Annotated in this window: 7 protein-coding genes and 1 pseudogene; 4 read left to right on the top strand and 4 right to left on the bottom strand. The window is 41.2% G+C overall.

Annotated elements, in window-relative coordinates; translation table 11 throughout:
• Nucleotides 1–530: 530 nt before the first annotated feature.
• On the top strand, nt 531–1,727 hold the full coding sequence (locus tag V5739_RS13875) for an IS256 family transposase (RefSeq protein WP_423818644.1): 1,197 nt from the start codon (nt 531–533) through the stop codon (nt 1,725–1,727).
• 404 nt (nt 1,728–2,131) lie between these two features.
• Here V5739_RS13875 and V5739_RS13870 read toward each other — a convergent pair.
• The 4 genes and pseudogenes from V5739_RS13870 to V5739_RS13855 all read right to left on the bottom strand — a co-directional run.
• Nucleotides 2,132–2,374 (bottom strand): annotated as a pseudogene (locus tag V5739_RS13870) (SGNH/GDSL hydrolase family protein); the annotation flags it as partial.
• Between the two features lie 41 nt (nt 2,375–2,415).
• The gene (locus V5739_RS13865; protein WP_423818643.1) at nt 2,416–5,565 is read right to left on the bottom strand and encodes a glycoside hydrolase family 2 TIM barrel-domain containing protein; all 3,150 of its coding nucleotides are present in this window, start codon (nt 5,563–5,565) and stop codon (nt 2,416–2,418) included.
• Nucleotides 5,566–5,588: 23 nt separating this feature from the next.
• On the bottom strand, nt 5,589–8,696 hold the full coding sequence (locus tag V5739_RS13860) for an aminotransferase class III-fold pyridoxal phosphate-dependent enzyme (RefSeq protein ID WP_423818642.1): 3,108 nt from the start codon (nt 8,694–8,696) through the stop codon (nt 5,589–5,591).
• A 3-nt stretch (nt 8,697–8,699) separates the two neighbouring features.
• On the bottom strand, nt 8,700–10,736 hold the full coding sequence (locus V5739_RS13855; protein WP_423818641.1) for an MGH1-like glycoside hydrolase domain-containing protein: 2,037 nt from the start codon (nt 10,734–10,736) through the stop codon (nt 8,700–8,702).
• Nucleotides 10,737–10,950: 214 nt separating this feature from the next.
• On the opposite strand from V5739_RS13855, the gene V5739_RS13850 reads away from it, so the two are divergent.
• The 3 genes from V5739_RS13850 to V5739_RS13840 all read left to right on the top strand — a co-directional run bounded on the left by V5739_RS13850 (nt 10,951) and on the right by V5739_RS13840 (nt 16,254).
• The gene (locus V5739_RS13850) at nt 10,951–11,505 is read left to right on the top strand and encodes an RNA polymerase sigma factor (RefSeq protein ID WP_423818640.1); all 555 of its coding nucleotides are present in this window, start codon (nt 10,951–10,953) and stop codon (nt 11,503–11,505) included.
• A gap of 100 nt (nt 11,506–11,605) precedes the next feature.
• Nucleotides 11,606–12,778: a FecR family protein gene (locus V5739_RS13845; RefSeq protein WP_423818639.1), complete on the top strand. Its 1,173-nt coding sequence runs from the start codon at nt 11,606–11,608 to the stop codon at nt 12,776–12,778.
• Between the two features lie 83 nt (nt 12,779–12,861).
• Entirely contained in the window at nt 12,862–16,254 is a 3,393-nt protein-coding gene (locus tag V5739_RS13840; RefSeq protein WP_423818638.1) for a SusC/RagA family TonB-linked outer membrane protein, read from the top strand.

Genomic DNA, 16,254 nt, shown 5'->3' with positions numbered 1-16,254 from the left:
TCTATGAAGATAATCTTAATTCGATTTAACCTCATTTACCATATCCTTTAAAACCGAGATATAAAAGAGAAAATCTGTCCGCAATATGTCCGAAAAAAAAGTAAGCCGCTGATAATCAGCGGCTTTGTCGGGATGACAGGACAAAAGCAAGATTGCATAAGCCCTTTTAACCCGCGACTTTGTATTTGTAATTCTGGATATATTCACCGAATCATTCACTAATCTGAAAAAGAACAATACGATCCATTCAATTTGGTCGTCCTTAAGTATAAAAATACAAATTTAATATCAAACCACATAGTTCATTGGTAAATATGGCTCCAAATGAGTACATAGAAATCAATGAAAATAGCTCTGATATTCACATTAAACATCATAAAAAGAATAAAAAGAATGACAGATAATGATGTGGTGGTCGCTTAATCGGGCACTATATTAAAAACTGTGTAAGTATTGAATAACGGGGTTTGTTAGCCCCGTTATTTTTTTAACCTTGCCTGCAAAATCCAGGCACTAATATTTACACATTGATGAAAAAAGAAGATTTATTCGATGATGAGTTTTTAAAACAGTTTAAATCCGGAGAAGAACTTAGCAGCTTTCTCAAGCAACTTCAAAAACGAGGATTAGAGAAAATGCTTGAAGGTGAACTTGATGGCCATCTGGATTACGACAAGAACCAAAAGTCTGGATCTGGAAATACCAGGAACGGTTATTCTCAGAAAAAGGTTCGCAGCTCTTACGGTGAAGACACTATAAAGGTTCCCCGCGACCGTGATGGCTCTTTTAATCCCATGATCGTTCCCAAACGAAAAAACATGGTGGACGGGATTGAAAATGTTATTGTATCACTATATGCAAAGGGAATGAGCAATAGCGATATTGAGGAGCAAATCTCTGAGGTTTATGGTTTTGATGTCTCTACTTCTACCATATCCCGAATTACAGACAGAATCAGCAATGATATCGTAGCCTGGCAAAATCGTCCTTTAGAGCCTGTGTATCTGATCGTTTGGATGGACGGAATCGTATTCAAGGTTCGAGAGAACTCTAAGGTAGTCAACAAAACCATTTACATAGCTGTAGGCCTTAGAAGAGATGGTAAAAAGGAAGTTCTTGGCCTTTGGTTAGGAAAGAATGAATCTGCCGCCTTCTGGATGAGCGTATTGACCGATATGAAAGCCCGGGGAGTTGAGGACATTTTAATCACTGCCACTGATAATCTCAATGGATTTACGGATACCATTAAGAATGTTTTTCCACAGTCTAAAACTCAAATCTGTGTGGTTCACCAGATCAGAAACGCCTGTAGGTATGTAGTTTGGAAAGATAAAAAAGCCTTTACCAAGGATATGAAGTTGATATACGATGCACCTACCAAACAAGCCGCAGAAGCTGCCTTGGAAGATTTTGCCACCAAATGGAACTCTAAGTATTCTTATGCGATAAAAAGCTGGAGGGACAACTGGGAAGACCTTACCGTCTTTTATGAGTTCCCGCTGGAGATCAGGCGAATCATTTACACCACCAATCTTATTGAGAACCTGAATGGTAAGATCAGAAAGTACACTAAAAACAAATTATCCTTCCCAACCGATGATGCTGTAATGAAATCTGTATATTTGGCTTTAAGGGAAGCAACCAAAAAATGGTCTATGCCCATTAGAAACTGGGGAATTGTCCTCAATCAGTTCTTGACTATATACGAAGAAAGGGTTCAACTTTAGATAAAAGTTAAACCCCTTTATTTAGAACTTACACACTTTACGGGATAGTGTCCTTAATCGGCACACTTTCAAGGTACCTGGATTACCAATAATTTATGGCTTATATATTTTGTCAACCTCTTTGTGTTGTCTCATTAATTGTGGTAAACTAATTAAGAATTCATTTAATGCTCTAATGCCACCAATCATTAAAGCTCTTATTGCAGTAGTTAAGGGAGGTTTTTCAACGGCGTAATAGTCCCGGGTTTCGATTTAGTTCTTATCAATTTCTGACAGTGCTTTTTTTAGTGCTTCAACATTAGTCCAATTTGCTCTAAATTTCACAATACCATCAACTCCAATCAAATAACTCATATTTGGCATTGCTCCATATAATCAGTGTACAGTTCCAGCCAAGTTATCTACTAAAATTGTTCTTTTCTCCCCGTACCACTTTCCAGGATTTTCTTTATTTCTGCACTGAGTCGTAGCGCCATTCTCATCTGCCCAAGATCATTAAGATGGGTTCCGTCTACAGTTGCTTCATGATCATCTCCCATTAATTCTTCGGATTTTATATAATAAACCTCTTTCCATTTTTCGATCTGTGTTTGATCATATGACTTTTTAAAAGCAACATTTTGTGCTTCAACCATGTTCTTTAATTCGGAATCCCAATAAGCTTCCTTCTATAAATGCCTATTATGATTTATTTTCTGTTCATACTTTTGATGAATGGTTTTAGTTCAAAAGAATACTCATAGCTCCTGTTAGCGGGAATGGTATATTGGGGATGTACGTGCCGACCCCATGAAGTATCTCCCCCTACGCCCATTTGAAGGTGATCTATATTCCATTGCACTACCTCTCCAATTTTAATGTCGGCACCGTGTTTTCGGGTGACCGGAACAAGTCCCGAAGCAGAAGTTTCAATCTCATCTTCCTGAAGATCGATTTCCTGCATTGTAAAAGGCCAAACGCTGGTGTGTAGTAGATCATCCATAGCTGTGGCCTTTAAAATGTGGTTATTTGCCTGCAGCTGCATCCAGCGTACTTCGGTTTTATTTCCGGTTTCCTGAGGACGGGAGTAGCGATGAAACTGGTCAACAATTCTGGCGTCAAAAACTCCGGTTTTTTGACCTGTTTTTCTATCCCGGTAACTTTCTTCCGGCCCTTTCCCGTACCAGGACATTTCGGTAAATTTATTCGGAAGCAGCAGGAACATTCCCAATCTTGGAATATTAGGCAGATCTTCCTGCAACGGCTCAAAATTATAATCCAGTTTTAGGGCTCCGTCAGGGGAGGCAGTATATTGCACTTCCACCTTTGCCACTTTTTCAGGTAAATTATAACCAATTTTAAATGTGATCTTATTATTCTGTTTTTTGGGTTTTTCAATTAACGTCGCTGTAGCTTTTTCTGTTGCCTCTTTCCAAATTGCAGCCCATTCATGCATCTTATTACCCAGGTCATTATCTGTAGGAGCGCGCCAAAACTGAGGTCTGATGGGAACCTCGGTCATTACTTCTCCTTTAAATTTCCACAACTTTAATTCTCCCGTTTCCGAATCGATCCTGAATTCAAAATCCTCCCCTGTAATAATAAAGCTGTCAGGTGTAGATTCAAGCTGCAGTTTCTTTTCACCGGAAGTAGCAACAGTCATTTCTTCAGACATAAAAAGAGGATCATTAAGGGCAAATTCTTCAAAGGCCAATTCATGTCCCCTTGGAAGTAACGGCTCTTCCTTTGCAGTCTTAAGGCTGAATCTCAGGATATATTCGGCTTCAGCAAAATCCACTTCGGGAAGAGCTGGTTCAAAATATGCACTTTTCTGCGGCGCTATTTTAGAAAGAATTTCCTCCCCTGAAGCGGTTACAACACCGTTCTTCAGCAGCTCCCACTCCAACTGATAATCATTCAGACTTCGGAAAAAGTTTTTATTCGTCAGCTTCAGCTTTCCTGTTTCGGAATCAAATTCGAAGTTCGCAGGTTGATAGACCTTTTTTACTTCCATTAGGTGCGGGTGCGGATTGCGGTATGGATCCACAAGGCCGTTGTTTAAAAAGTTCCCATCGTTGGGGAGGTCCGGGTGATAATCATAACCATAGGCCAGGTAAGGAGTTCCGTCGGGATATTTGTATTCCAGCGCCTGATCCACCCAATCCCAGATGAACCCGCCCTGCAGCACCTCATAATTTTCAATAATGTCCCAGTAATCCTGTAAATTACCTACAGAATTTCCCATGGCATGTGCATATTCGATCATAATCGCAGGTTTTTGAGGATTATTTGTTGCATAATCGATCAACCGCTGTGGGGAAGGATACATGGGGCAAAAAATATCGGTATAATCCTCCGTACCGGCGGGTTCATATTGTACCGGCCTGTTGTCATGCGCTTTAAGCCAGTCATAAGTGGCTTGAAATACTTTTCCATGTCCGGCTTCATTTCCTAGCGACCAAATAATGATAGAAGGATGATTTCGGTCGCGATAGTACATTTTTTTTACCCGGTCCAGGTGAGCCGGGATCCAGCTTTCCTCATTTCCAATTTGTGTCTCTTCATTAATGGCTAATGGATGACTCTCAATATTTGCTTCATCAATAACATATAATCCATACTTATCTGTAAGATCATACCAGTAGGGATGATTAGGGTAATGGCTGCTACGCACTGCATTGATGTTGTTTTGCTTCATTAAGCGGATATCTTTCTCCATAGACTCGCGACTTACCACATGACCCGTATGTGGATCTGTTTCATGTCTGTCCACACCTCGTATATAGATCGCCTTGCCATTGACCAACAGTTGATTTCCTTTGATCTCCACGCTTCGAAAACCAATCTTTTTAGAAAGATGGCTGTTTTTTCCTTTACCTGAAGTCATGGAAACTTCCAATGTATAAAGGTTAGGGATTTCGGCCGACCATTGCGCGACTTCAGGTAATCTGGCTTCAAAACTGATTTCCGACTCCTCTCCTGCTTTGAGTCGCAGGTTGCGTTGTTCTTCAAAAACCACCCGACCCTCTACATCCTTAAGGCTAAGTTTTAGGTCCAGCTTTGCACGGCGTTTGGTGCTATTTTTCAAACTAAGCTCAGTTCTAAAAATTCCGGAGGAATACTGGTTATCCAATCCTGCTTTTATTTCCAGGTCAGAGATATGAACTTTAGGCTCGGCATAGAGATATACCTCTCTTTCAATTCCACTCATTCTCAGAAAATCCTGGCTTTCGAGGTAGCTGGCATCGGTCCATCTATACATTTGAATGGCAAGCAGGTTCTCCCCATCTTTTAGCTTGCCGGTAAGATCAAATTCCGAAGGAGTTTTAGAACCCTCTGCATAGCCTAAAAACTCTCCGTTAAGATAGACATACAAAGCCTTGGCAGCTGCAAACTGCAGCACTACCCGTTGATCCTCCCATTCCTTCGGAACTGAAAATGGTTTTCGATAACTACCTACGGGATTATAATCCTGTGGCACGTCGGGCCAGGTATTATCAAATGGATAACGCTCGTCCAGATAAATGGGATATCCAAACCCCTGGGTCTCCCAATTGCCGGGCACTTCAATTGTTTTCCAATCTGAGCTATTAAGTCCAGGTTTAAAAAAATCGGTTGGCCGGTCTTTTGGAGAACGAACCCATTTAAAATCCCATTTTCCGTTCAAACTAAGATATCGCCCGGAAAGCGTTTTATCTGCTTCGGAAGCTTTTTGTGAAGATTCAAATGCAAAAAAATCTGCCCTTGGTTCAAGGCGATTTATTTGAAAAACCTGATGATCTTCGTGTGGCTGCCTCTCCTGCGCCTCACCGGTAAAGCTGATTAAGAACAAAACAAGAAGTCCGTAATATATTTTCATAATCTTTAGTTTATTGATATTTTTTATAATTGAAAGAAATCAGCTGTCAGCACCAGGTCCAGATCTTTTAAGAAATGATTGGCATGTTCCTGATTAAAGCTCATAGGTGGTTTGATTTTTAGCACATTATCATCCGGTCCTTCGGTACTCATTAAATACCCGCGTTCCTTCATGCGCTGTACCAGCGCATTCGCCTGCTTTGCAAGCGGATTTTTTTTTCTGTCCAGCAATTCAAAACCAAGGAAAAGTCCCTGCCCGCGTACATCGGCAATAACAGGATGCTTTGCAGCCATTTTTTTAAGTTCCTCTTTTAGAAAATTCCCCGTATGGAAAGCGTTTTCCTGTAATTTTTCTTCCTTAATAACTTGTAGCACAGTGTTGCCAATGGCGCAGGAAACAGGATTTCCTCCAAAAGTGTTGAAATATTCCATTCCGTTAGCAAAGGCCTCTGCTACCTCCCGCGTACAAACTACCGCTGCCAGGGGATGGCCATTGCCCAAAGGTTTTCCTATGGTTACAATATCTGGCACCACCCCATGAAGCTCAAAGCCCCAAAAATGGGTTCCCACCCGGCCACAACCTACCTGCACCTCATCGGCAATACAAAGCCCCCTGGCTTCATGTACCGCGGCGTAAGCCTCATTTAAGAAATTATCGGGTAGTTCAATTTGTCCTGCACAACTAATAATGCCTTCTGCAATAAAAGCCGCAGGCTTACGACCTTTATCCCTGAGTTGCTGCACCAATTCACGAACGTGAGAGGCGTATTTTTCTCCGGCATTTGCACCGCGATATTTCCCCCTAAGGGTGTCGGGCAAGGGTACAACGTGAGTATGCGCGGGCGCACCTTTGCCGCCTTTGCCGTCAAATTTATATGAACTAATGTCTATGCAGGCATTGCTGTTACCATGATAACCCAGTTCCATACTTATGAAATCCTTCTCCCCTGTGTATGCTTTGGCCATACGGATGGCCAACTCATTAGCCTCGCTGCCGGAATTCACGAAATGCACTACAGAGAGTTTGGCAGGAAAAGTAGAGAGCAAATTCTCACTTAATTCAAGAATATTATCGTGTAAATAGCGGGAATTGGTGTTTAACATTGCCATTTGCGCCTGTCCTGCCTTTACCACTTTTGGATGTTCATGCCCTACATGTGCCACGTTGTTGACCAGGTCCATGTATCTTCTTCCGGTATGGTCAATTAAATAGACCCCCTCGCCACGCAACATTTCCAGAGGCTGTTTATAACTAAGACTCAGGCTTTTTCCCAAATGTTTTTTTCTGAAAGCTACTTTTGATGCTATATCTTCAGAATGATCCCGAAGCTTTAGATCTTCAAATAACAGGGCAGGATCGGGATATAATTCCTTGTAGATCCCGAAATCCTGATATAGGCAGGACACTTCCGCAGATATTTTCAGTGGATCCAGAAGCATAAGTTGCAGGAAAAAAGGTGAATCATCCGCTTTTATCAACCCCAAACAATCCCCTTTTTTAATAACCTTCCCAACTTCCAGTGTTCCTGCGGGTTCCAAGTTTGAATAAATAAGATGGAAATCTGCTTTTTTTAAGGCTTCAGATTTTAGTGGTTCATCTTTCCCGGTTTTTCCTTCCGAAGAAATTCCATTGTCTTGGGGTTTTGTTGAAGCGGTTTCACTTATTTTCATGGTATGCTCCACATAGATCTGCCGGGAGTCCTTATAAACAACCTTTCCGTCGAAAGGAGAATAAAGAGACTGTGCCTCGAACTGCCAGGCCTGTGTACCCAATAATTTTGTTTTCCAGTAGCTGCCGGTGTTGGTATCTACCCGCTGTTCGTCCTGCATGAAATCGGGGCGCACTTCGCCATAGACTCCGGTGAAAAGTGACATTTTTTGGTCACTATATTTTTCCCTGATCTGCTCTCTCAGTTTTTTTGGATCACGATAGTCGGCAAGGTTGGGAATAGTAGCCGAAGAAAGATCTAACCTTATTTCTTCAACCGGTAATTGGTTTTCAAATAGGGTAGAAAATTTCACCCGGTTGTTTTGTGCGAAAGCTTTAAATTCCGAAAAATTTCTGTGGGCTTCATAGCCACAAGCCTTTCTAAAAAAAGCCGCCGCCGTTTCCGGAGAGATCTTATCCCATTGTTCCAGTAAAATCAAGGCTGGCTTCTCACTGATGTTGAGGTAAGCATTTTCCGGCTCTTTTTCACGATTAAGTGCCGATTTGGTAAGGCTAATAACAAGCCTTGCACCAACCAGCCAGTATAGCAGCTCCAGCTCTTTCTCTTCCAGCGGAAATTGCCGGTGATAACCTTTAACCACGGGTATTGCAGCTTCTAAAGGATCTTTTTTATCCATTACCGCATAGGTAATACAAACAGCCAGATCGTTAATAGTCGCGGTATAAACGGCATCTCCAAAATCAATAATAGATTTGACACGGTATCCCTGCTCAAAGGGGGTAACAATAATGTTATTATCATTTGCATCGTTATGTACTACCGAATGCCTGCAGGATTTTAATTGGGAAGCTATATTTTTAAAGCCCAAAAAAAACTTCTGAATCTGCTCTTTTGTCCTACCCTTAAAGTAGTGTTGATATTCCTGCGTCCAACCGGCATTATTGATATCCCAGTCGTAAGGCCTTTGGGCGTATACATCCCGAAACTCCACTAATGAAGCTGTTAGCGCGCCGGCCGCACTTCCCAGGCTGTATAACAATTTTTCGTCCTGATAATCAAGATCACTCCAGAGTTTTCCCTCTACCCAACTTAAGAGGCGCAGGTAAATTTCTTCTCCATTGTTTCTCTGGGTCCTGACTAGATCCTGTTGTTTTAGATTTTGAAAAAGCAACGGAGTTTCTAAAGGGAACTTCAGAATTTGCTCTTTATCGCCATCTTCATAAATGCACGAGCATATCTCTCTTTGCTCCAAATACTTCAGTATGTTCTTCTGAAAAAGCAGAAACCCTTCATCTGTGCCGGACCGGGAGATCTTAAGCAGAAAATTGTCTTCAGCAGTTTTTACTTTGAAGTTAGCATCGACTTCTCCGGCTAAGGTTTTCATTTGGCCATCAATTCCATAGTGCTCATTGAGCAGCTGCCGGGCTTCTTCAAGGGGTAAGAAATGATAAGGTTCTTGCATGGTTTATTCGTTAATGAGTAACATTAAAAGATGTGCTGCAGACCAGCTGAAATTCTCCGCCTCCAGGCCTTCTCCTGTGACCGGATTATAATTTTCTCTAATGGATTTTCCCGTATTCATCACCCCTTCGGCCTGGTGAAGCAACTTATGAGCCAGTTCGTTGGCTTCTGTATCATATCCATAGTTCCTTAAGCCCATAAATCCAAAGTAGGCCTGGTCAAGCCAATTGGGGCCTCTCCAGTAGCCCCCATCGGGCTCAAAAGCCGGGTGCGTGGCATCTAAAGTTTGCAAAGGTACCTTAAGGTTGAAATGCTGTGGATCCATCATAGTTTCTTTCATACGCGCTGCCTGGGCCGGGGTAGCAACTTCAGTAAAAAGAGGAATCCAACCTTCGCTTCCCCTGACCTTTATAAAATCCTTTCCATTAAGACTGGTGTCGTAAAACCAGCCAGTTTTTGTATCAAAGAACTGATTTTGGATCTTTGTTTTTAAAGCAGCAGCCGAGTTTTCATATTCTCTTATTTTACTATCCAACTCCAATACAGCAGCTATTTTTGCCAGATAATTTTTTTCCGCGTAGAGATACGCATTTAGGTCCACACTTTCCTGATCGAGGGAATAAGCCTTTTCTCCGTTTTTCAGCAATTTACTCTCGTCGAATCGCACCCCGTTGTCCATGCCGCTTTCCCACTTGGCAGCAATCAGCGTTCCGTCGGTAGAACCATATTCTGCCAGGCCATCCCTATCGTGGTCTCGATCTGTATACCACCACTGGTGTTGCTTTTCAAGCTTTGGAAAAAGCTCTTTTAAAAATTCCTTGTCGGCATCTGCCTCGTAAATTTTCCACACTGCCCAGGCCGAAAGCGGAGGTTTGGTATCCCGGTAATTATTTTCCTCAATAAGATTATCCCGATAAACCACATCTGGCATAAATCCATTTTCGTCGAGATGATCATACATGGCCTTCACCTGGTCTTTCGCTAATTCCGGATCATAGGCAGCCAGTGCGGCAGCATGTTTCCAGCTGTCCCAGGCCCAAAATCCATGGAACCACTTGTAGTGATAGCTGGGGAAAAGCCCGGCATATTTAAGATTTCCGGCGGGACTACGCCAATTATTCTGAAGGGTCAATACGAGTTTGGCTAGCAAATCCCGATACTCCTCGCCCTGCCAGGTTTCCTCCATTTTTGAAATGAGGTTATTCAGGATTTGTTGTTTTTCAAGATGACGAACTTCAAATTCTTCGGAATAGGACTGCTGAAGGTCCCCGGCGGCATTTAATTTTTGCTGCAAACTCACTTCGGATTCTTCCGCGGGAAAGAAAAAACTCTGTGAATAAACCAATTCAAAAGTACTGCCGGAAGCAAGTTCTATCGAGGGGTACAAAAGCAGGAATCTCTTTTCTGCAACTTCTGACTTTACACTTTCGTTTTCAGGAAACTTTAATATTCCATAGGAATCATTAACACTGGTATTGACACGAATGTTATTTTCCTTTTGCTCAAAACTGAGACTTTCAGGAGAAAGCTGGCCTTTTAAAACAGGTACGAATATCCGCGGGCCACCGGAAGTATTGGTGATTTTTATTTTTATGGCGGCGGTATTGGAATTTGTGTAAAAAAGTTGCTGAGTCACCTCCAGTTCATTGGAAGACTGGGTAAATTCTAAATATCCGAGGCTGGAGAGACTGTTATGGGAGGTGAATTTCACAGGCTCTTCCTCCTGATGCAATTCCAGTTCTACCATCGCAGGGCTGCTCCAAATGCCATTGTCCTGAGTCATTAAAAATGGTCCCGAAAAGCCTTGTTGATCTGCATTTTCAGGAATGGAATAAGCGAACCAGGCACCCTGATCTGAAAACATCAGAAGGTCTTTATCAAAATCTGAGGCCGGGGTACCGGTGTAATCGAGTAGGTTTTTTGGTAGTACCACGGAGGTTACTCCTGTTGCAGTATTTTCTTTTTGTACAGAACTACAGCCAAAAGTAAAAACGGACCCAATGATCAATAAAACAAAGGGTGTAAAATATTGTTTATTCATAATGCATAGCTATGAGATCCCCAAATTGGGGAGGTTAATGCAAGATGAAAAAAATGGAAGTTAAAGAGGTTCCTCCTGTGAGGAGGATTTTGGACGCCGCCAAATTACGAGAAAAAAATATACGAAACAAGAGGGTAGCAAACTGTAGGATAAAAAGTTTTAGGTACTCAAAATTTTTATATTTGTCACCTAATCCTCTTGTATTGAATAAACTTTGAATCTGGAAATCCATCACATTATTAATAGGGATCAAAAAGCTTTTCAGCGGCTTTTTGAATTGCTTTATCCCGGTCTTGTAGAGTACGCCTACAGGTTTCTCTACGATAGAGCGGCAAGTGAGGATCTAGTGCAGGAGGTATTTGTAGACCTTTGGGAAAATGCGGCTTCTTATGACATTCATACTACTATTAAGGGTTATCTCTACAGCACGGTACGCAACCGCTGCCTTAACCAACTAAAATCCGTTAAAATTACCGATCGGGACGCGATTTTAGATATTAGTGCCTCCCTTTGTTCTCCGGATTCTATTGAGCTTATCGAGCAACAGGAGAAGGAAGCGATGACCCGGAAGGCAAAATTTATTTTGGAAAGGTTGCCGCAAAAAATGCGAAAAATCTTCAGTTTAAAAGTAATTGAAGGCTATTCTTATGCCGAAATCGCCGAAGAGATGGGGGTTTCTATTAACACAGTTAAAACCCAGCTTAAGCGTGCCCGAAATAAAATTACTCATCTAAATGAGTTGATTGTTCTTTTCTTGAGAACTTTATAATATTCCACTACCTGTCACCCGCTGGAACAGGTCAATTCCTTTAATTATTAAATTTTTTAAAAAAAAAACATGCTTCTTGTCACCCGAAAACGATTTCTTGTTGTCATATGATAAACGAATAGATCTTTTCATGGAATTCCATACCCTCCTTAAAAAACTTGATAATAAACTTAGCGCTGCCGAAGAAAGAGAATTTCGGGAGTGGTTTGAGGCTTCTCAAAAACATCGGGACTATTATCAACACGTTAAGATGGAGTTCCAAAATGAGCATTTTCAAACACCTGCTACAAATAAGGCCTGGGAAAGAATTGATAGACGGTTATTTCCTTCCAAACGAAAAAATTATCGCTGGGCTATGGCAGCCGCCGCAATATTGGTGCTGCTGCTTAGCATTCCTTTTTTGACCCAGGATTTTATTTCTTCTGAAGTGGAAGTGACCAGTACCCCTACTGCTGAAGAAAATGTGAAAGGCGTATTGCTTATAGATGAATACGGGCAGCAACAGCTAATGAGTGAAGGAGCCGCAGTAACAGGTGGATATTACAAGGCAAACAGCCAATCTTTAGTGCTGGAAGAAGCTGCTGTGGCAGATGAGGCGGAGAGAGCCTCCAGAGGGATCAGAATGAACACGGTTGTCGTTCCCAGGGGGATCCAATTTTCTATAGTGCTGGCCGATGGATCTAAAGTGTGGTTAAATTCTGATACCAAAATATCATTTCCCTCCAGCTTTAAGGGGCAAGAAAATCGGTCTGTACGAATTGAGTATGGAGAGGCTTACTTTGAAATTACCTCCAGCGAAGAAAATGAAGGCCAAAAATTTATAGTGCAAAACAGGGAGCAGCAAATTGAAGTTTTGGGAACAAAATTTAATGTGAATGCTTATCCTGAAAAAGAAGGGTTGACTACTACTCTTGTAGAAGGTTCGGTTAAAATTACTTCAGGAACAAGATCACTTAAGTTAACTCCCGGACAACAATCCCTGGTCACTAAAGAAAAATTTGAGGTTGAAAATGTAAATGTGTGGAAGAAAATATCATGGACTCAAGGAAAGTATGTATTTAATAATGAGCCTTTAGAAGAAATCATGCAGGTAATAGGCCGCTGGTATGACGTGCAGGTAAATTTTGACCATCCAGCCATGCGGGACTTGCGATTCAATGGAGTGCTCAATAAAAACCAACAGCTGGAAGAACTTTTAGAAATCTTTAAAACCACTAATAAAGCAAAATTTGAATTAAATGGAAGCACCATAAAGGTTATGGGCAAAAATTAGGGGAACGGGATTTAGACCTGGACAATTTAAACCACCATTCCCCATTATTAATTTAATCTGAATAATTAACAAGTTGTAAATTTATGAAAACTAAATTACTTGATGCGAAAGTTCGCAGAAAATGGATTGCACCGTTCTTTTTAAAATTATTTTTACTCCTGTTCTGTATCAATAGTTATGCTCTTGAGAATAATATTGCTTTTCAGGCAGCAAAAATAAAAATCGAACAGGATCAAAGTATGACTGTAGAAGAAACCTTTGATCTTATTCAGCAACAAACCGATTACAGTTTTATTTTTCCCGCTAATGCTTTTGCAAAAGCGCCCAAAGTGACTGTAAAAAAAGGTGAAATCCTGCTGAAAGATCTTCTTCAAAAAAGTCTGGACAAAACTGGTTACACCTATGAAATAATAGAGAAAAGGGCTATTCTCCTAAAAGAAAAATCTACTGGTACGCCTGCTTCCAAAAAGGAAGTACTGCAAACCGTTTCCGGAACAGTGACCGATGAAAAGGCTATGCCATTACCGGGAGTGAATGTGTATGTTGAAGGTACCACAACCGGAACACAAACAGATTTTGACGGCAACTATTCCTTAGAAGTTCGGCCCCAAGATGTATTGGTGTTCCAGTTTTTAGGCTTTACAACCCAAAAAGTCACAGTGGGCGATAAAGAAGTGCTCAATGTGGTTCTAAAAGAAGAGCTGGAAGGTCTTGATGAGGTCGTGGTAGTTGGGTACGGTACGCAAAAGAAAAGTGATGTTACCGGCGCTATTAGCACAGTAAAAAGCGAAGATCTCAACAAGGTAGTTTCTACAAATCCACTGGACGGGATGCAGGGACGTGTGTCGGGAGTTAATGTAACTAATTCGTCAGGTAGTCCTGGAGCAGCACCTGAAATTTCCATTAGGGGCTTTGGTACATTTGGTAATAATGAGCCGTTATACATTGTAGATGGCGTGCAGGCCGATCCCTATTTCATTGACAGTAATAATATTGAATCCATTGAAATTTTAAAGGATGCGGCTTCGGGAGCAATATATGGAACCCGGGCAGCTAACGGGGTGGTAATTATAACCACCAAAAAGGGAACAAAAGGCCTCCCGCAGGTAGATGTGGAGTCGTCCTATAGCCTAAACTCTCCCCGGGAAGAAATGAATCTTCTAAATGCTTCAGAATATGTAGAGGTACATCGTCAAATGTATGAGAATGCAGGAATGCAACTACCAGAATACGTGCAGAATCCTCCAAATGTCGATACAGACTGGATTGATCAGACTCATAGAGACGGTTATCTACTCAATAATAATGTAAGAGTAAGTGGCGGAGCTGAAAATATCACCTACAGCATTGCGGGCAACATGGCAGAAGAAGAAGGCGTTTTACTAGGTTCCCAGTTTACTAAAAAAGGGATCTCTTCAAACTTAAATCTTTCTAAAGGCAAATTAAAAGTTAGCACCAGTCTTAATTATAATGAGACTTATAAAGAAGATTACAAGTTTTCAATTAGGGAGACCTATTTTATTTCTCCGCTTATTCCTGTTCTAGATGAGAACAAAGAATCCGGTTTTGGATACAGAACCGGCGATACCCCCGATCATAGAAATCCAATTGGAGAAGATAACTTTATTGATGGCCATACCCGTCTTAAATATTTTCTGGGAAGCGCAAATATTTCTTATGAAGTAATTGACGGATTAACAGCCAGAGCAGGTTATTCGCTCTCAAATTTACAGGATTACACATATGAATTCCACCAACCCTTTAGAGTAAGGGATGTGCAGGATATTGCGCAGCGAGAATTCGCATTTATTTCTGAATATAATTCCACTTCAAGAAGGCTGAACCAGGAATACACGCTTAATTATAAATTTGATCTTAACCAACACAGTTTTGATCTTTTAGCCGGATATCAACGAATAGAGGAGCCTCTAAAATGGACTTATGCGCAGGCTGAAGGTTATAAAACGGATGAGAACGGAAATAAAATTCCCGCTATTATCCTTGACCCTAGCTTTAATACTTTAGATGCATTTAGCGACGGAACCTATTCGGCTAGCGGCACAAATGCTACCTATGCATTGGCATCCCAATTTGGTCGCCTTAACTATTCCTTTATGGATAGATATCTCTTACAGGCAAGCCTTCGCCGGGACGGTAGCTCTAAATTTGGGGAAAACAACAAGTATGGTTATTTTCCCTCTTTTGCCCTTGGCTGGAAGGTTACCGATGAAGCTTTTATGCAGGAACAGGAAATTTTTGATTTCTTAAAACTGCGATACAGCTGGGGTCAGGCAGGGAATGATAGTGCTTTAGGATATTACGATTATATCCCTCTTATCTCACAAGGAAAAAGCTACTATAATGGCGGTTATGTATTTGGAATGCCACAAACCTCCTATATTGGAAGTATAGCAAGAGATCTTGAAAATCCCGATCTCAAATGGGAAACCAATACTTCGTCCAATTTTGGTTTAGATTTTCGAGCACTTCAAAACAAGCTTACCGGATCGGTCAATTATTATAAGAGTATCACCGAGGATCTGTTAATTATCAAAGAAGTCCCACCTTCAGCAGGGGTAAATAATCCCGTAGTAAATGTGGGCGAGTTTGAAAATAAAGGTTTTGAATTTGAAATGCTGTACCGCAATAACGATCATGCGGTAAATTATTCGGCTGCTGCGACTTTTACTACTATCAATAGTGAGGTGACCAGCTTAAGCAATGACGATCAGGTACTTTACGGAATTGGATTACTGTTTGGATCAGATCATTTTGTAAATCAAACCAAAGTGGGCTTTGAACCCGGAGCTTTCTTTCTTCCGGTAGCCGCCGGTATCTTTCAAAGTGAAGCCGAAGTGGCAGCTCATAGCGTAAATGGAAATCCAATTCAACCCAATGCGGCACCGGGTGATATTCGTTTTGTAGATCAAAACAACGATGGGGTAATCAATGAGCAGGACGAAGTTTATGCGGGAACTGCAATTCCTAAATATGAATACAGCTTAAATTTGTCTGCAGATTATGCAGGATTTGATTTTACAGTATTCTTTCAGGGTGCAGGTGGCAACAAGATCTACAATGGAAACGATTTTAGATTATTGAGCATGGATACAGGAAGAAACTTTCGTGCAGAAAGTCTTAATGCCTGGACGCCCACAAATACAAATACCGATATTCCACGGGCTGTATTGAACGATCCAAACCGAAATAACCGTGCTTCTACAAGATTTTTGGAAGATGGAGATTATTTAAGGGTCAAGACGATTCAATTAGGATACAGCATTCCCGAAGCCCGACTTGAAAACCTGTTTATCGATAACTTAAGATTGTTTGTGACCGCACAAAACTATTTCACATTCACCAATTATTCAGGCCTTGATCCTGAGGTGGGGGGAGCTATACTTTCAAGAGGAATTGACAGTAATCTTTATCCGAAATACAAATCATTGATTGGCGGAATTCAGCTTAAATTTTAA

It is taken from the genome of Salinimicrobium sp. TIG7-5_MAKvit (assembly GCF_049569215.1).
GTDB classification, from domain to species: Bacteria; Bacteroidota; Bacteroidia; order Flavobacteriales; family Flavobacteriaceae; genus Salinimicrobium; species Salinimicrobium profundisediminis.
Note: the sequence above shows the minus strand (reverse complement) of the source record. Positions and strands in the feature narration are given on the sequence as shown.

Bases quoted from the DNA above. Each gene is read 5' to 3' on its own strand.
- V5739_RS13860 (WP_423818642.1), bottom strand. From the start codon at position 8,696: ATGCAAGAACCTTATCATTTCTTACCCCTTGAAGAAGCCCGGCAGCTG.
- V5739_RS13840 (WP_423818638.1), top strand. From the start codon at position 12,862: ATGAAAACTAAATTACTTGATGCGAAAGTTCGCAGAAAATGGATTGCA.
- V5739_RS13875 (WP_423818644.1), top strand. From the start codon at position 531: ATGAAAAAAGAAGATTTATTCGATGATGAGTTTTTAAAACAGTTTAAA.
- V5739_RS13855 (WP_423818641.1), bottom strand. From the start codon at position 10,736: ATGAATAAACAATATTTTACACCCTTTGTTTTATTGATCATTGGGTCC.
- V5739_RS13865 (WP_423818643.1), bottom strand. From the start codon at position 5,565: ATGAAAATATATTACGGACTTCTTGTTTTGTTCTTAATCAGCTTTACC.